This is a genomic window from Natronorubrum daqingense (genome assembly GCF_001971705.1).
Taxonomy (GTDB): Archaea; Halobacteriota; Halobacteria; order Halobacteriales; family Natrialbaceae; genus Natronorubrum; species Natronorubrum daqingense.
In genome coordinates this window covers 2,476,919-2,493,296 of record NZ_CP019327.1, presented here as the reverse complement: position 1 = coordinate 2,493,296, position 16,378 = coordinate 2,476,919, and the positions used below count along the sequence as shown (strand labels likewise).

General features: G+C 62.0%; 13 protein-coding genes. 5 read left to right on the top strand and 8 right to left on the bottom strand.

Annotated elements, in window-relative coordinates:
• The first annotated feature begins 29 nt into the window (after positions 1 to 29).
• Together BB347_RS12105 and hisE are read left to right on the top strand one after the other, a co-directional pair.
• Positions 30 to 497 (top strand): bifunctional nuclease family protein, encoded by a 468-nt coding sequence (locus tag BB347_RS12105; RefSeq protein WP_076584366.1) that lies wholly within the window; start codon positions 30 to 32, stop codon positions 495 to 497.
• Entirely contained in the window at positions 498 to 782 is a 285-nt protein-coding gene (gene hisE, locus BB347_RS12100) for a phosphoribosyl-ATP diphosphatase (protein WP_076584365.1), read from the top strand.
• Positions 783 to 954: 172 nt separating this feature from the next.
• On the opposite strand, the gene BB347_RS12095 is transcribed toward hisE, so the two are convergent.
• The 3 genes from BB347_RS12095 to BB347_RS12080 form a co-directional block, all read right to left on the bottom strand.
• The gene (locus tag BB347_RS12095) at positions 955 to 1,578 is read right to left on the bottom strand and encodes a hypothetical protein (RefSeq protein WP_139327088.1); all 624 of its coding nucleotides are present in this window, start codon (positions 1,576 to 1,578) and stop codon (positions 955 to 957) included.
• 716 nt (positions 1,579 to 2,294) lie between these two features.
• Positions 2,295 to 3,689, bottom strand: a complete 1,395-nt coding sequence (locus BB347_RS12090; RefSeq protein WP_077202638.1) for a hypothetical protein — start codon at positions 3,687 to 3,689, stop codon at positions 2,295 to 2,297.
• A gap of 732 nt (positions 3,690 to 4,421) precedes the next feature.
• A complete protein-coding gene (locus BB347_RS12080; protein WP_076584360.1) occupies positions 4,422 to 5,006 on the bottom strand; it encodes a hypothetical protein in 585 nt (194 codons plus the stop codon).
• Between the two features lie 167 nt (positions 5,007 to 5,173).
• Here BB347_RS12080 and BB347_RS12075 point away from each other — a divergent pair, with 167 nt between their 5' ends.
• Positions 5,174 to 5,521: a four-helix bundle copper-binding protein gene (locus BB347_RS12075; RefSeq protein ID WP_076584384.1), complete on the top strand. Its 348-nt coding sequence runs from the start codon at positions 5,174 to 5,176 to the stop codon at positions 5,519 to 5,521.
• A 137-nt stretch (positions 5,522 to 5,658) separates the two neighbouring features.
• Here the strand turns inward: BB347_RS12075 and BB347_RS12070 are convergent, their stop codons facing one another.
• Both BB347_RS12070 and BB347_RS12065 read right to left on the bottom strand, forming a co-directional pair.
• Positions 5,659 to 7,878, bottom strand: coding sequence for a PQQ-dependent sugar dehydrogenase (locus BB347_RS12070; protein WP_076584357.1), 2,220 nt, complete (start codon positions 7,876 to 7,878; stop codon positions 5,659 to 5,661).
• Between the two features lie 186 nt (positions 7,879 to 8,064).
• On the bottom strand, positions 8,065 to 8,913 hold the full coding sequence (locus BB347_RS12065; RefSeq protein ID WP_076584355.1) for a sugar phosphate isomerase/epimerase family protein: 849 nt from the start codon (positions 8,911 to 8,913) through the stop codon (positions 8,065 to 8,067).
• A gap of 318 nt (positions 8,914 to 9,231) precedes the next feature.
• Between BB347_RS12065 and BB347_RS18820 the strand changes: the two genes are divergently transcribed.
• Together BB347_RS18820 and BB347_RS12040 are read left to right on the top strand one after the other, a co-directional pair.
• The gene (locus tag BB347_RS18820) at positions 9,232 to 11,922 is read left to right on the top strand and encodes a PQQ-dependent sugar dehydrogenase (RefSeq protein ID WP_083687837.1); all 2,691 of its coding nucleotides are present in this window, start codon (positions 9,232 to 9,234) and stop codon (positions 11,920 to 11,922) included.
• A 189-nt stretch (positions 11,923 to 12,111) separates the two neighbouring features.
• On the top strand, positions 12,112 to 13,683 hold the full coding sequence (locus tag BB347_RS12040; protein WP_083687836.1) for an amidase: 1,572 nt from the start codon (positions 12,112 to 12,114) through the stop codon (positions 13,681 to 13,683).
• A 93-nt stretch (positions 13,684 to 13,776) separates the two neighbouring features.
• On the opposite strand, the gene BB347_RS12035 is transcribed toward BB347_RS12040, so the two are convergent.
• Genes BB347_RS12035 through BB347_RS12025 form a run of 3 tightly spaced genes read right to left on the bottom strand, consistent with a single transcriptional unit; the run spans position 13,777 to position 16,371 of the window.
• Positions 13,777 to 14,736, bottom strand: a complete 960-nt coding sequence (locus BB347_RS12035; RefSeq protein WP_083687835.1) for a UbiA family prenyltransferase — start codon at positions 14,734 to 14,736, stop codon at positions 13,777 to 13,779.
• Positions 14,737 to 15,567: a sugar phosphate isomerase/epimerase family protein gene (locus BB347_RS12030; protein WP_076584352.1), complete on the bottom strand. Its 831-nt coding sequence runs from the start codon at positions 15,565 to 15,567 to the stop codon at positions 14,737 to 14,739.
• A 3-nt stretch (positions 15,568 to 15,570) separates the two neighbouring features.
• Positions 15,571 to 16,371, bottom strand: a complete 801-nt coding sequence (locus tag BB347_RS12025) for a TatD family hydrolase (RefSeq protein WP_076584350.1) — start codon at positions 16,369 to 16,371, stop codon at positions 15,571 to 15,573.
• Positions 16,372 to 16,378: the final 7 nt, after the last annotated feature.

Here is a 16,378-nt window from a genome sequence, read left to right as displayed (position 1 = left end):
TTTTCTCTCTCGCACGCAAGGATAGCGATATGCAGGCATCCATCGACGCGGTTCGCGTCGCGGGGACGCCACAGGGTCCGGTTCCAGTGGTCGTTCTCGAGGTCGCCGACGAAGACGACGTCGTGCCGATTTTCATCGGATTCAACGAGGCGACGAGTATCGCGCGCGGACTCGAGGCCGAAGACATCGGCCGGCCGCTGACCCACGACCTCTTGCTCGACGTCATGGAGGAGTTAGGGAGTCGTGTCGATCGCGTCGTCGTCAACGAGATCAAAGAGCGTTCGGACGGCCGGGGTGGCACCTACATCGCCGACCTCCACGTGCAGACGCCACGCGGCGAGACGGTCATCGACTGTCGACCGAGCGACTCGCTCGCGCTCGCGGCGCGGACGAACGTGCCGATCGAGATTACCGAAGACGTCTTCGAGGACGGACGCGACGAGAGCGAAACGTTCGAGCAACTCGAGGATATTCGCACCGTCACGGGTGAGATGTAGATGGACGACACGCTCGAAGAGTTGTTCGCCGTCATCGAAGATCGGAAGGAAACGCTCCCGGAGGACTCCTACACCGCGTCGCTGTTCACGCACGAAAAGGGCGAGAACGCGGTGTTGGAAAAGCTCGGCGAGGAATCCACGGAACTCGTTCTGGCGGCCAAAGACGACGACCACGACGAGGTCGCCTACGAGGCGGCCGACATCGTCTACCACCTGCTGGTGTTGCTCTCGATGAAAGAGATGAGCCTCGAGGACCTCGAGGCCGAACTCGAGGCACGACGGTAATCCGGGCGGGCCGATTCCGGGACACTCCGCTGACGGAAGGTGGGTTCGTCTTCGAAGCGAGAACTAACGACAACGAGTCGATAGCTGGTCGCGAAACTCGACACTCCCGCCAACGAGATTGCTCGAGTGTGAACAGACGCTCGTTTCCAGTGGGACTCGGATGAGGTCGTCGTTACTCGTCTTCGTCCTCCTCGACGTCCTCTAGCGCATCGACTGCGCCGTTCAGGTGCGTTTGATTTTCCTCGACGTTGTCCGCAGCGTCGTTCAGTGCCTCGACCGCTTCCTCGGCCGCATTGCCGAATTCGTCGTCGATTTCTTGGGCTTCGTCCCGAGCTTCATCAGGGGTTTCGACTGGATCGGCGATTTCCTCACCGAGGAGTTCCTCTGATTGGGCGTTGATCTCGTCGACAACCTGCGTGAAGATGTCGTCCTGGAGTCGATCGACCTCGCTCTCGAGGCGATCCGCTTCGTCTTGGGCCTCGTCGGCGGTTTCGGCCGCGACTTCGTCGATCCCTTCGACTTCGTCGACGTTCTCTAATTCAGCGTTGACGCTCTCGACGTTCTCGTTAGTTTCGGCGATCGGGCCGCTGTTAACCTCCTCGACCGTTTCCTCGACGCTCTCGGCCGAGCCATCGATCGGGTCGACGTCGGACTCCCCGTTGTCGTCGGTTTCGTCTGGGTCGTCATCCGTTTCACCTTCTTGACCGGTATCGTCAGCACAGCCGCTCAATCCGACCATAACGGCAGCACCGGATACTTTGATAGCCGTACGACGGGAAACGTGATTGTTGCTCATCACAACTGCTAACACACAACCACCATCATTTATTATAATTATTATAAACTGTGTAGGTATTCGAAACAGTTCGGACGGGGCCGAGCACCCATAGATTGCACTCAAAGGTACCTTTTGGTCAGCAAAAACCCGTTCTCAGCGGCGGACATCGAGTGTAATTTCGCCTCGAGGTGGACACCCCTATCGGCGTCGAAACGAAAGTGGAGTTTCTGAAAGGAATGGACATAGGTGCTTCGTCCTCCACGATGGGATACGCACCGTCACGGTGGTACACGGTTGGTCTATACCGTACGGGTCATACGACCCCGACGCGAGTGATGTGGAGAGTAGTCGACGAAGCACTTCGGGTCAGTGGCGGTCTCAGTAGAGGTGGAGTACAACCGACTACTGTCCCTTCGACGGTCTCGTTTGATGAATTTCGGCTGTGGTCGGCTGTGATGATTCTCGACACAGGTCTACGCGAAGACCGTCCCCGACAGAGTACGGTCGGGTCGTTTCGCGCTTCTGTGCGGAGGATAACAACGACTCGCTCGAGTCGATAAGAATACCCGTTGGTGAGAACGGACGGGGCACGTGTCGGCTGCGTTGCTCACGTCGTTCGCCACTTCGGTCGACGCGTGACTCCCTTTTGGAATGGTTACAACCGGTCGCTAACGGCGAGCAGTGTACAAAAGAGAAGTATTGATCGTACTGACCGATTCGCGCTGAGTAGTTACTCAGCAGTCTGCGTCGGTGTCGTCGTCATCGTCGTCGACCTTGTCGTTCTCGTCGTCCTCGTCAGAGTCGACATCGTCATCATCGAGAGGGAGTTCGTCAACGTTCAACTCCTCAATGTTCAGCTCCTCGATGGTGAGTTCTTCGATGTTGAGTTCCTCAATGTTCAGCTCTTCGACGGTGAGTTCTTCGATGTTCAGCTCTTCGACGATGAGCTCTTCAACGTCATCGAGTTCGTCACCTTCATCGGCTTCGTCGTCAGCCTCATCGTCGTCGGCTTCGTCGTCATCTGCTTCGTCGTCATCCGCGTCGTCATCGTCTGCTTCGTCGTCATCTGCTTCGTCGTCGACTTGTTCGGCGAGTTCCTGGATCTCCTCAACGCTATCCGCGGCGTTGTTCAGTCCGTCAACTGCTTCTTGCGCAGCAGCGCCGTACTCCTCTTCGATCTCGTCAGCTTCTTCTTGTGCTTCTTCAGGGGTGTCGACATCGTCTGCGATGTCTTCACCGAGCATGTCCTGAGATTGCGTGTTTATCTCGTCAACGACCTGCGTGAAGATGTCGTCCTGAACTTCGTCCGCAGTGTCATCGTCGACTTCGTCGACCGTTTCGACGTCGTCTACGTTCTCGAGTTGTTCGTTGATATCGTCGATGAGCGCGTTGATGTCGTCGGCCACATCGTCACCGGCTTCGTCGTCATCTGCCTCGTCGTCATCTGCCTCGTCGTCATCCGCGCCGTCGTCATCTGCTTCGTCATCGTCTGCTTCGTCATCGTCTGCTTCGTCATCGTCTGCTTCGTCGTCATCCGCGTCGTCATCGTCTGCCTCGTCGTCATCCGCGTCGTCATCGTCTGCCTCGTCGTCATCCGCGTCGTCATCGTCTGCCTCGTCGTCATCCGCGTCGTCATCGTCTGCCTCGTCGTCATCCGCGTCGTCATCGTCTGCCTCGTCGTCATCTGCTTCGTCGTCATCCGCGTCTTCGTCGTCAGCCTCGTCATCGTCCGCGTCTTCGACTTGTTCGGCGATCTCCTGGATCTCCTCAACGCTGTCCGCGGCGTTGTTCAGTCCGTCGACTGCTTCTTGAGCAGCAATGCCGTACTCGTCTTCGATCTCGTCAGCTTCTTCTTGTGCTTCTTCAGGGGTGTCGACATCGTCTGCGATGTCTTCACCGAGCATGTCCTGAGATTGCGTGTTTATCTCAGCGACAACTTGTGTGAAGATGTCATCTTGGACCTCGTCGGCAGTATCATCGTCGACCTCGTCGACCGTTTCGACGTCGTCTACGTTCTCGAGTTGTTCGTTGATGTCTGCGATGAGCGCGTTAATTTCGTCGACCTCTTCGTCAGCGTTGTCTTGAGCCCCTACGACCGATGCGCCGCCAGCGAATGCGGCTGACACCATAAGGACAGCAACGATCAGTGCAGATACCTGGTTTCGTGTTATCCGTGACATGTGGTTACCGTCTTCGGTGGCGGGTTGCCATCTTCGAAGACGAAAGAGTCATCGAGAGAGTTCTGTATTAAACCCAGGAACCGTTCAAAGTTTACATATCTCACAACAATAATCCAGTTGCGAGTTTAGCAACTGTTGGGATAATCATTATACTTGTGGCGACAGCGAACGTCGTTGCCTTTTATGGCGAGAATTTCACGAGAACGACGCCGCCCGAGAGCGTGATTTTCGCCGCTCGATCGCAGAGGGGAACGCCTCGCAGCGACCATCGGTGGGTGCGGGCGACTCGAAGAGGCCCAACTAATGGCTTCGAAAGCGATGAAACGTGTGTTCCGCTCGAGATCCGGACTAGTCGAGGGTCGAATCGAGGCGGATCGAGGTGACTCGAGCCCACAGCGGTACTGTCGAACTCGAGTCGACGGCCGTACCAGTCGCGGGAGTTGCTGAACGGGGTGGGCTCGTCGGGGCGCATTCGAGGGGGTCCCAAGGACGGACGGAGTCCCTCGGGATGCGTGCCGACGACCGTTCGAATCGGTCGATCTCCGTCCGGTATCCGACCACGGACGACGAAACGGTGTCCGGGAATCGCTCTCCGTTCGCGTCCCAACGGACGAATCGTTTTGGCGGTGGCTTCTGAGTGCCAACGAACGGCAGCGATCTTCCCAGCGACCGATGTCGATGTTACTCCAGTACATTCGAAGCGAAGCCAGCGAGTACGCCGCCGAGGGAGCCAAATACGAGGGGATACACCAGTCCGGCGATTGCGACTGCGAACAGTGGATCGGGACGCATCGCACCTTCGCCCGGGTCGACGGTGAAAACGAACAGCCCGAGGACGACGAGCGGAAAGTAGCCGACGACGATTGCCGCGCCAGCGAGCGCGGCGTCGGTCGACGCCTCGAGGTCTGTCGCGGTGTACGAGGCAACCAGCGCGCCAGCAACGACCAGGGAAACCACCGGAACGACGTACAGGAGAAGGGTACTCCCCCCGTCGGCGAGAACGAAATTGTGATTCTCTTCGAGTGCTTGCAATACGCTGTACTGGGGCACGTCGGCGTCGACGTTGTGTGCGTTGTAGAACAACAGGCCGACCATTTCGAGGTCGACCGACTCTTCGACCGCTAGCTCCAACGCTTCGGCTTGCTCGTCCGACCGGATTTCGCCGATCGCACCGGCGTAGGTGACGAGGTAGCCCAGTATCCACGCCGCTATGCCTGCTAACGCGCCCACAACGATCGACGCTCGTGAACTGTTCTCAGTACCCATTGTCGGTGGGACCTTACTGTGACATAAAATGGTTGTTAAACATTATCACACACAGTCGAAGTTTGTACGCCGAGTGAAAAGTAATTATTTCGTGATAGTGTCGAGAGTACAATTGCTTGCGTTTGCTCGCGTTAGCTTGATCCCCGGTGCTCGAGTCGATGCTGACGATGGCATTACAGCAACTCGAGCACGCGGACGAGCACATGCAGGAGTGTATCGACAACTGCCTCGAGGCCGCACAGGTCTGTGAGTGGTGTGCCGACGCCTGTGCAGGCGAGGGGGAGGGAATGGCGCGGTGCATCCGTCTCTGTCGGGACGTGGCAGACGTCGCCTCGCTTCACGCGCGATTCATGGCCCGCAATTCGGGGTATCATCGGGAACTCGGCGAACTCTGTGCCGACATCTGTGAGGAGTGCGCCGAAGAGTGTGCCCAACACGATCACGACCACTGTCAGGCTTGTGCAGAGATCCTGCCCGAGTGTGCAGAAAGCTGTCGAGAGATGGCCTCAGCCTGATGGTCTGAAACGGGAGGAAAGGCGCTGAGTCGACTCCGTATCCGTCTTATTGCACCGATTAAAAGCGAGAGAGTCGCGACGAACCAGTCGCGATCGTCGGCGGACGAGAGCGTTCGTCGCGTCCCCTCGAGTGAGGGTTACTCGTCGTCGTCCGTTCCGTTTTCGTCGTCTTCGTCGTTCTCTCCGTTTTCGTCGTTCGCTTCGTCGTCTTCGGGATCTTCGTCTATATCACCCGGATGCTCGTCCTCGTCCTCGGGGTCTTCGTCTTCGGCCTCGTCGGGGTCCTCCGGATCCTCATCGTCTTCCGCAGGGTCTTCTTCCTCGTCGTCGGGGTCCTCGATGTCGTCCGGTTCTTCGATCTCTTCGCCCTCGCCCTCGGGGACCATCTCGAGGACGACGCCGGTGTCACCCTGCGGGACGCCGACCTGGTTCGCGAGGATGTACACCTCGCCGTCGGCCCCGCGGCCGAACTGGCGAACGAAGTGGTAGAGTTCGCCCTCCTCGTTGCCCTCGAACATCACTTCCTCCATGTCCCACAGCTCCTCCTGTGGGCGACCACCGTACTCGTCTCGGTCGTCGGTCGGCTCGAGGTCCAGATCTTCCGGCTCGGCGGCGAAGACGCGACCCAATGGCTGCTGTCGGCCCTGGTCAATCGTCCAGTCGCCGAAGATGTACTGTCCTTCGAGTTCCTCGATTGCGTCGTCCTCGTAGGTGTGGCCGCCGATGATGACGATGCCGACCCCCTCGCCTTCGTAGACCTGCGGGTACTCGACGACGGGATCGATCAGCGGTTCGCCGCCGCGAACGTCGTCGGGCGTCTCGGTCGGGCACTCTTCGGGGGGCGTCGCAGGTGAATCCGTACTGAAGCAGTGTGAGCCCTCTCTAACGTTCCAGCCGTAGTTTTCTCCCGCTTCGACCTGATAGGCTGCTTCGTACAGCAGTTGTCCGGCGTCAGCGACGATACAGCGGTCCTCGTCTTCGCTGAAGGTGATTCCGAAGGGGTTGCGCAGGCCCCACGCGTAGTACTCCTCGAGTCCCTCACCCTCGAGGTCTTCGCCCTCCATGAACGGGTTGTCGTCCGGGATGCCGTACTCGCCGTAATCCTGGTCTTCCTGCTCGTCGACGTCGATCCGGAGGACGCCCCCGAGGGGGTTGTCCTCCGTATCCTGTCCGTTGCCGCCCTCGTTCTCGTCGTACCAGTCCTCGACGTGGCCGTAGTCGGCGTCGTCTCCGCCGCCGCCGTCGCCCATCGGGACGTAGAGGTAGCCGTCCGGCCCGAAGGCCATCGGACCGCTGTTGTGGTTGAACTGCGGATGTTGGATCTCGAGGACGCGGCGTTCGGAGTCGGGGTCGGCGCTCTCGTCGTCGTCGGCCTCGAACTCCGAGAGGATCTGGACGTGCGACCAGTCGTCGGGCGTCTCGTCGTCCGGCGGGGCGCTGTAGCTGACGTAGAACAGCCCGTTGTCCTCGTACTCGGGGTGGAACTCGAGGCCGAGTAGGCCGCGCTCGTCGTAGTCACCCTCTGGATCTGCGTACTGGCCCTCGAACTCCTCGCCGACGGCGACCATCTCGTCGCCGATGTCGAGGAACGGTTCGTCTTCGATGCCGTCGTCGCCGATGAGGTAGATTTCACCGGTCTGGTCCGAGACGTACTGATAGTCCGACCCTTCGGGGTCGTGGAAGTCAGTCGGGGCAATCATCCCTTCGGCGACGGTGTTGACACCGACCGTCGGCCCTTCGGGGAAGTATCGGACGTCCTCTTCTTCTTCCTCTTCTTCCTCCTCGTCGAAGGAGATGTCTCCCCGCATCGTCTGGGGATGCGGTTCGCAGTAGTACTCCGACATCTCCTCCTCGGCCTCAAACTCCACCGTCTGCGTTTCGCCCTCTTCACCGATGAGTTCGGACTCGACGATTTGGTCTCCCTCCTCGTCGATGATGACGAAGTTGTGCTCGACGCCGTCTAAGTTCTCCCACGTCACCTCGTAACTCTCGCCTTCCTCGAGGACGAGCGTCGGGTTGTCCTCGCCTTCGATGTCTTCGGGTGCTTCGCCGACCCACGCGTCACTCGCCCCGCCGAGTTCGAACTCGTTGTCACCGTTCTCGTCGTCTTCGTCGTCGTCCTCGTCCTGCGCGCTCGCCGCGCCAGTGAACCCGACGACGGCACTCGCGGCCGCCGTCGCCTGCATGAAGCGGCGTCTGGACGGCTTCGAGTGGGGGCCGGAGGGACTCGAGTCGGGCGATTGCTCGGCTGTCGATTCCTCGTCGGCTGTCGGTTCATCGCCGGGTACCGATTCCTCGTCGGCCGGTGGTCGGGAGTCGTCGGCTGCTGGGTCAGGTGTCTCTCGATTGTCAGTCATCGTCTGCCTACGCTATCGAGGAGGGGTGAGAAAGGCAAGCAGGGCCGTTGCGAATATTTGTACGATTATTCTGATATAACGATCGGGTAGCGGACCATTACCCGTGGATTTTCGACTATCAGCGATTCGCCGGGTCGGACCATCGACGGCCTCCAAATCCGACTGGAAAATCCCTTCGACTGCCGACTACACGTACGCCTCGAGCGCCTCGTAAGCGTCTCGAGCCGCACGATCCGGCTCGTCGGGGTAGGTGTACAACTCGAGGGTGGCAAAGCCGTCGTAGCCGACGTCGTCGAGCGCGTCGAAAATCGCTCGAAAGTCGAGGTCGCCCTTGCCGGGGATTCGGTGGTAGTGCTTGCCCCGCCGCCCACCGACGATATCCTCGAGGTGAATGCCGGTGATCGAGCCGGCGCTGTGGCGGATGCTCTCGGCCACGTCCTCGCCGTAGACCGCCGCGTGGCCCACGTCCAGGTTGATCCCGAGCCGCTCGCGGTCGACTTCCTCGAGCAGGTCGAGGACTTCGTCCGTGTTCTCGATCAGGAGTTCGGGTTCGTACTCGATGCCGACCGCGACTCCGCGAGCGTCGGCGTAGTCGAGGATCGACGAGAGCGACTCGAGGAGGTGCTCGCGGGCCACTTCGGGCATCGTTCCGGGGAGTGGCCGACCGGTGGCCAGACAGACCGCGGGGGCGTCGACCGTGTCCGCGAGGTCGATCGCACGTTTCGTGTACTCGACTCGCCACTCGCGGGCGTCCGCGTCGGCGCGGATGATGCTCGGTTCGAAAAACGCCGAGGGCGGGGCGTCGTCGTAGTACCCCATCGCCGTGTTCGCGTTGACGTTCGAGACGGCGAGGTCGGTCTCCTCGAGCGCCTCGAGGAGGTTCTCGCGGTCCGTCTCGGTAAATTCGGGGAAGTAGGCGTGGGGGTCGTCGCCGAGGAGTTCGACGCCGGCGTAGCCGTGGTCGGCGATGCGTCGAATCGCGGTCGGCAGCGAGTGGCGCGTGTACGCGTTCGTGGAGAAAGCGAGGTCGACCATAGCGAGCCTATTCCGACGAGGTACTAATCCGTTGGCCAGGAATTCGACTCCGACACCGCCGAGTGAGGGACTGCCGGGAAGACGAGACGCGGAGAGGGGCGGCAACTCGAGATTAGCGCGTGAAACGGCCGGCCAGAGCGCGATTGTGCGTGGAACGATTTGCGCGATTTATTCGGCGGAGCGACCCTTCCGTGGTAGGGCGAGTCACAGCGAGCGCTGGGTACTCCTCTCAGCGCCGATTTCGGCGGAGAAGCTGAGAGGAGGACGCTGCGTTCGAACGTCGTCCACACCACAGGAAGGCAGTTCACGAGAGATACTATGAGTTATCCAGACAAGCCAGCAGACGGTATTCACGACGGTCGGATCACGCGACAATCACGACGGACGGTCCTCCGCGCACTCGCAGCGACAGGGTCTGCGACGGCACTCGGTGGCGTCGCAGGCGTGCAGGCACAGGAAGACGAGGACGACCCGGACGAGGACGTCGAGGAGGCTGACGACGAGGAGTTCGGCGACATTCCCGTCGCGGGGGAGTTCCCGGAAGGGGAAACGGTCGGCCTCCAGTTGATGGCCGCGAACATTCCCGCCCCGACCGACTTCGATTACGTCGAGGTAAACGGCGAGGTGTATCACTTCATCGTCACGCAGACGGGCCAGGTATTCGCCACGAACTTCGAAGACGCGGTCGACGAACTCGACGACGAAGACGCAGCGGAACCGGAAGACGACGAGGACGACCTCGAGGACGACCCCGACCTCGAGGACGACGACGATCCAGCGGACGATCTCGACGAAGACGACGGAGAGCCAGCTGACGAGGAAACGGGGAGTTTCCTCCAAGAGACGGACGACGAGGCTGATGAGGCTGACGACGTCGACGACGAGGCGGCCGAAGATATCGACGAGGACGACGGCGAACCGACCGAGTTCGTCTTCAACGGCGTCATTCCCGCCTGGTTCGGCACGGAGCCGAGCGAGATCGACGGCGAGGAGAATCCGACCCTCGAGTTGACCGCGGGCGAAACCTACGAGTTTACCTGGGAGAACGGCGACGGCGACCCGCACAACGTCGTCATCCTCGACGCCAACGACGACATCCTCGAGCGGACGGAGATCATCCGAGAGGCGGGCGAGACCCAGACGCTCGAGTTCGAGGCGACCGAGGAGATGGATCGGTACGTCTGCGAGGTCCATCCGGGGACGATGGTCGGGAGCATCCAGGTCGAGGAGGAAGACCCCGACGACCCCGACGAGGTCGACGACGACGTTCCCGAGGACGCGCTGACGGCCGACGATATGGACCTCTTCCTCGACATCGAGGACCAATTGGTCAGCCTCGGTATCGGCGAACTCGGCGGGTACGACGAGCGCGGGCTGCTCGGAATCGCGTTCCACCCCGACTTTTCGGACAACGGCCTGTTCTACGTCAGGTACAGCGCCCCCGAACGCGAGGGACTGGGATACAACCACACCGACGTGCTCGCGGAGTTCGAGGCCGAGGCGGACGGCGACGAACTCAGCGTCGATCCCGATTCCGAGCGGACAGTCATGGAGATCCAACAGCCCCAGGACAACCACAACGGCGGGCGACTCGCCTTCGGTCCCGACGGCTACCTCTACACGTCGGTCGGCGACGGCGGCAACGTCCACGACATCGGCGTCGGCCACGTCGAGGACTGGTACGACGAGAACGAGGGCGGCAACGCCCAGGACACCCGCGAGAACTTACTCGGCGGAATTCACCGGATCGACGTCGATGCGAACGGTGAGGATGTCGACGACGATGGCGACAACGGCGATGACGACGAGGATGACGAGAACGGCGAACTCGAGGACGAAAATGGCGCCGACGACGATCTCGACGATGACGATGATGATCTCGACGATGATGACGATCTCGACGACGACGCAGCCGAGGCCGAGTTCGGCGAGTACGGCATCCCCGACGACAACCCGCTCGTCGACTCCGAGGAGGACTTAGGCGAGTACTGGGCCTGGGGCTTTCGCAACCCCTGGGGCATGTCGATCAACGACGACGGGCAGGTGTTCGTCTCCGACGCCGGCCAGCACGCCGTCGAATCGATCTACGCCGTCGAAGAGGGCGGCAACTACAGCTGGAACGTGAAGGAAGGCTCGTTCTGCTTCAGTCCCGACTCGCCCCTCGAGCCCCCGGAGGACTGCCCCGACGAGGTCGGCGAGGGAGCCGGCGAGGCTCGCGAGGGCGAACCGCTCCGAGATCCGATCGCGGAGTACCAGCACACTCGGATTTCGGAGGCGTTCATCGACAGTTCGGTCGTCGTCGGCGGCCACCGGTACGCGGGCGAGGACATTCCCGAACTCGAGGACGCGTTCGTCTTCGGCAACTGGAGCAGCCAGGGCGTCGCCGAAGCGAATGGAGAGATCATCGCGGCGATCGACCCTGCCACCAACGGCGATGTCGAGGACGAAGACGACGAGGAGCTCGATGACGACGAACTCGAGGACGAAAACGATCTCGACGCGGACGAAGACGACAACGACGTGAACGACGACGGCGAGACTGATCTTGTCGAGGTCGACGAGCGCTGGGAACTCGAGGAACTTCAGTTCGAGGGCGCGGACGACGAGTCGATCAACCGCTACGTCTACGGCGTCGAGCGCGACGAAGAAGGCGAACTCTACGTCCTCGCGAACACCGACTTCCGACCGCAGGAGGAGACGGGTGAAATCTACAAGATCGTCCCCGCCGACGAAGGCGAGGACGTCCCTGAGCCGGAGGACCCCTTCGTCGTCGACGAAGAGGAGATGGAAGAGGAAGAAGATCCGGAGGAGGAAGCGCCTGACGACGACGAGGAAGACGAGGCGTTTCCCGACGACGATGACGACGAGGGCATGAACGGAGACGGGATGAACGGTAACGGCATGGATGGCGATGGGATGGACGGAAACGGAATGAACGGCGACGGCATGAACGGCGATGGGATGCACGATGACGGAATGATGGACGAAGACGACAACGACGACTACTGAGACCGAAGCGAAGCGGATCGCCGAAGCCGTTCTCGAGTCAACTCACTCGAGAGCGGCTTCGTGTAGGCGTTATATGTCGCGTTTCAGTTTCCCTCTGTGGCGAAGTGTTTTTTGCCGATAACTGATAGAGATGATCGTTTCAATGGTCGTGGATTATATTTACCACCGGAGTCGGCGATATTACATTAGATGGTAGACAATACCACTCAATCAGAGGCGCAGTTCTCACAGACCCGCCGCGATCACCTGCAGAGACTGTTCACGGGTGGGGCGATGGCACTCGGTCTCGGCGGCGTCGGAACCGCTCACGCCGATGCTGAGGATGGCGAACCCGACGATGGAATCTGTTTCACGTCGACGACGGTGCTCGCTGAGAGGATTCGGGACGGTGAACTCTCGCCGGTCGAGGTAGTCGAAACGTTTCTCGGCCGAATCGAGGAGCGCGAACCGGAGATCAACGCGTTTCTCACGCTCTTTCCGGAACGGGCGCGCGAGGAGGCACGCGAGGCCGAGCGCGCCGTCGAAAACGGTGACGATCTCGGCTCACTCCACGGAATTCCCTTCGCGATCAAGGATCGCCAGCGCCTCGAGGGGGAGCGGTTCACGGACGGCTTTCTCGCGTTCGAGGACCAGATCGCCGAGGAGACCGATCCCGAGGTGCAGGCGTTTCTCGACGCGGGGGCGATTCCGGTCGGAAAGACGAACACGCCCGAGGGAGGGTACATGGGTAAGACGGACAACCTGATCGTCGGCCCGACACCGACGCCGTTCGCCCTCGAGAAGAACGCGGGCGGCTCCTCGGGCGGCAGCGCGGCCGCGGTCGCCGAGGGAATGCTCCCGTTCACGACGGGGACCGACGGAGCAGGTTCGATCCGCATACCCGCCTCGTTCACCGGGACGTACGGCCTGTTCCCGAGCGTCGACGATCCCGGCGAGTTCGGAACCGGCGAGACGTACTTCCAGCCGGGCGTCCAGACGCGAACCGTCGAGGAGACGGCCTTTACGCTCTCGGTGATGGACCGAGACGACGAGGGGACGACCGATTATCTGGCCGCGCTCGACGACGACGTCGAAGGGCTCTCGATCGGGTACAGCCCGGGGCTGGACACCTACCCGGTGGACGAGCGCGTCCGGAACGTCGTTTCCGAGAACGTCGAGGCGATCACCGAGGAGGGTGCGACCGTCGAGGAGACGACGGTCGACCTCGACCAGTGCTACGAGGAGTTCATCGACGCGGTCTGGATCGTCTGGACGACCTCCTACGCGACGCTGGCGGCGGAATTCGAGGAGGAAGACGGCGTCGACGTGCTCGGCGACGACCGCGAACGCTTCCCCGACGAGTTCGTGGAGATCGTCGAGACCGGATACGAGTATCTCAACGAGGATGGCGAACTGCTCGAGGACGCGCTCGAGACGACGATCGACGCGCGTTCGCGGGCGTATTCGGGACTCCAGTCGGCGCTCGAGCAGTACGACCTCATCGCGACGCCGACGCTGTCGGTGCCGCCGTTTCCGAACGACGAACTCGGCCCGACCGAGGTCGACGGCGTCGAGACGCACCCGATCGTCGGCTGGCTGATCACGACGGTCAACAACATGACCGGCCACCCGGCGGCGTCGATCCCCGCAGGGCTCACCGAGAACGGTAAGCCGGTGGGCCTCCAACTCGTCGGTCCGGTTCACGACGATCGATCCGTCGTCGCGGCGAGCGCCGCCTACGAGCGGGTGAACCCGTGGCACGACGACTACCCCGGTCGGTAGCTCAGGAGGTCTCGAAGCTGGCACCCAGTCCGCGCCGGGACGTCTTTGCGGATCCGTTCGGGTCCGTCCGTCTGATCTATCTACGCTGTCGGCTCAGGTCACGTCGAACACCCGCGAGAGTCCTCGAGCCGGGACCAAAAACACGCCAGCTGCGAGCGCCCACGAGACGCCACCCGCAGCCGCGAACGCGGCGTTGAGCAGGACGAGACCGAGGACGCAGGCACCCACCGCCGGGCCGACGGTCGCGGGAGTCGGATCCGAGACGGCCGCGCGTAACGGCCGGCCGACCCACCACAGGAAGGCGACGGCGAAGGCGAGGCCAGTCGCCGTCTCGAGCGTCCCCGACCCAGCGGAGACGTGAAAACCGCCGACGGCGAGGACGCTTCCGAGGACGGCGCCGATCGCGAGGAGTACTGCGCCGCGATTCCCGCCGACGGTTTCGCTGGCAGCCATCCCGGTCACGGCGGCGATGTAGCCCGCGACGACGAGCGGAACGAGAAGCGCGGACGCGGGGAGCGAGAGCAGGGAGACGGCCCCCGCAGTCGTTCCCAGGACGACGTTCAGTCCGCGAGTCGCGCCCATCGTCAGGAAGCCGGCGGCGGTTCCTTTCGCCCATCCGTCGTAGACCACGATGGCGGCGGCGAGAAGCCCCGCGACGAGGCCGCCTGAGACGCCCGTCGCGACGAACGCGACGACGAACCCGAGTGCGAGCAGCGAGGTGCCGAGTGCGAACGCCGTTCGACGGGAAACCCGACCCGAGGGGATCGGGCGATCGGGACGCTCGTGTTCGTCCTCCGGCGCGTCGAACGCGTCGTTGAGCGTCGTTCCGCCGGCGTAGAGGAACGTCGAGGCGATTGCGAGGCCCACAATTCTCATCGGGACGACATCGACGCCTGCGCCAGCAGCAGAAACGAGTGCTGCGCCGAGGATCACGTCCGGCGGCGCGGTGAAGAGGTTCGGCACGCGAACGAGTTCGGCGTACGTTCCGAGCGTCGCCCGAACCCCCCTTCGCTCGGCGGCGATCACGACGGATCCCTCCCCACCCCCGACCACCTACGTCCACCCGCGTTCTTCGAGGTAGTCCATCGCCTCGTTCGCCGTCTGGATCGCCGTCTCCTCGTAGGGGTAGAGTTCGACGGTGACGTAGCCCTCGTACCCTCGGCCCTCGAGTTCGCCGAGGAAGGCGTCGATGTCCATCGCGCCGTCGCCGAGTTGGGTGTGTTCGTGAGTTCGGTCGGCGGGGATGTCCTCGAGGTGGTAGTGATCGGTGTACTCCCAGAGCGGGTCGACCAGTTCGGCCGGGTCCTCGCCGACGCAGTAGAAGTGGCCCGCGTCGAAGTTACACTTCACTCGCCCGGAGTCGACGCGCTCGAGCAGGTCGAGGAACTCCCCGGAGGTTTCGATCAGCAGGTCGGGTTCGGGTTCGACGAGGAGGTCGACACCCACGTCTTCGGCCCGATCAGCCACCTCCTCGAGGGCGTCGACGAAGCGGTCCATCGCCCACTCGCGGGACTTGCCCTCGGGGATCGGCCCGCCGGGTTCGATCGAGATGTAGGGAATCTCGAGTTCGGCCGCCGTCTCGAGGGCCGCGAGGGTGTAGTCGATCCGTTCGCGGCGGTACTCGGGATCGGGTTCGACGTAGGATGGGTGGTGGAAGTCCTCGATGGCCGTCAGCATGAACGCGTTACCGTTGCTGATCGCGATATCGCTTTCCTCGAGCGCCCGCCGGACAGCGTCGTAGTCGTCCTCGCTCGCGTCGGGGGGATAGAGGTGTGGCTCGTCGAAGAGCAGTTCCACGCCGTCGTAGCCCGCGTCGGCGATGGCTTCGATCGACTCCGCGAGATCGTACTCGCGAAACGCGTTGGTGGAGAAGCCAAACTGCATGGTTCAGGGCTCGTAGTCGAAGTTCGGCGACTGATCGAAAAACTCGTAGGGGTTGTCGAAGACGACCTTCCTGACCTCCTCGCGCTCCCAGCCCCGATCGAGCATCTCGTCTCGCGCCTTCGGCACCGCGAGCGGGTCCGAGGGGTCCCAGTCGGCCGCGCTGTTGAACAGCATCCGGTCGGTGCCGTACTCTTCGAGCAGGTCGATCGCCGCGCCGGCTTCGATCTTGCCGGGGTAGAGCGTGAAGCCGATCCAACAGTCGGTTCGCGTGGAGATGTCGATCGTGTTCTCCGTATTGTGATCGATGACGATTCGCTCCTCCGTGAGTCCCATCTCCTCGATGATCTCGACGATCCGCTCCGTGCCGGCCGGCTTGTCGGTGTGGGGCGTGTGGATCATGACGGGGAGTTCGCGCTCCTCTGCCAACTCGAGTTGCTCGCGGAAGGCCCACTCCTCGTCGTCGGTGACCTGGTCGAAGCCGATCTCGCCGACGCCGACGACGGGGTCGCGATCGAGGTACTCCGGAACGCGCTCTACGACCTCCTCGGCCATCTCGCGGTAGTTGGCCTCCTTGGGCTCGAGCCCGATCGTGACGTAGTGGTCCACGTTGGCCGTCCGCTCGGCCCGGTCGGTCTCGTGTTCGATGATCTGTTCGAAGTAATCGAAGAACGAACCCGCGTTGTGTTTGTCCTGTCCGCTCCAGAACGCCGGTTCGATACAACACTCGATGCCGGCCCGCCGCGCTCGCTCGTAATCGTCCGCGGAGCGCGAAATCATGTGCATGTGAGGGTCGATAATCCGCATACGCCGT

Excerpts from the sequence above, each read along its gene's own strand:
- BB347_RS12075 (WP_076584384.1), top strand. The coding sequence starts at position 5,174 with ATGGCATTACAGCAACTCGAGCACGCGGACGAGCACATGCAGGAGTGT.
- BB347_RS12025 (WP_076584350.1), bottom strand. The coding sequence starts at position 16,371 with ATGCGGATTATCGACCCTCACATGCACATGATTTCGCGCTCCGCGGAC.
- BB347_RS12080 (WP_076584360.1), bottom strand. The coding sequence starts at position 5,006 with ATGGGTACTGAGAACAGTTCACGAGCGTCGATCGTTGTGGGCGCGTTA.
- BB347_RS18820 (WP_083687837.1), top strand. The coding sequence starts at position 9,232 with ATGAGTTATCCAGACAAGCCAGCAGACGGTATTCACGACGGTCGGATC.
- hisE (WP_076584365.1), top strand. The coding sequence starts at position 498 with ATGGACGACACGCTCGAAGAGTTGTTCGCCGTCATCGAAGATCGGAAG.
- BB347_RS12095 (WP_139327088.1), bottom strand. The coding sequence starts at position 1,578 with ATGAGCAACAATCACGTTTCCCGTCGTACGGCTATCAAAGTATCCGGT.
- BB347_RS12090 (WP_077202638.1), bottom strand. The coding sequence starts at position 3,689 with ATGGTGTCAGCCGCATTCGCTGGCGGCGCATCGGTCGTAGGGGCTCAA.
- BB347_RS12065 (WP_076584355.1), bottom strand. The coding sequence starts at position 8,913 with ATGGTCGACCTCGCTTTCTCCACGAACGCGTACACGCGCCACTCGCTG.
- BB347_RS12070 (WP_076584357.1), bottom strand. The coding sequence starts at position 7,878 with ATGACTGACAATCGAGAGACACCTGACCCAGCAGCCGACGACTCCCGA.
- BB347_RS12030 (WP_076584352.1), bottom strand. The coding sequence starts at position 15,567 with ATGCAGTTTGGCTTCTCCACCAACGCGTTTCGCGAGTACGATCTCGCG.
- BB347_RS12105 (WP_076584366.1), top strand. The coding sequence starts at position 30 with ATGCAGGCATCCATCGACGCGGTTCGCGTCGCGGGGACGCCACAGGGT.
- BB347_RS12040 (WP_083687836.1), top strand. The coding sequence starts at position 12,112 with ATGGTAGACAATACCACTCAATCAGAGGCGCAGTTCTCACAGACCCGC.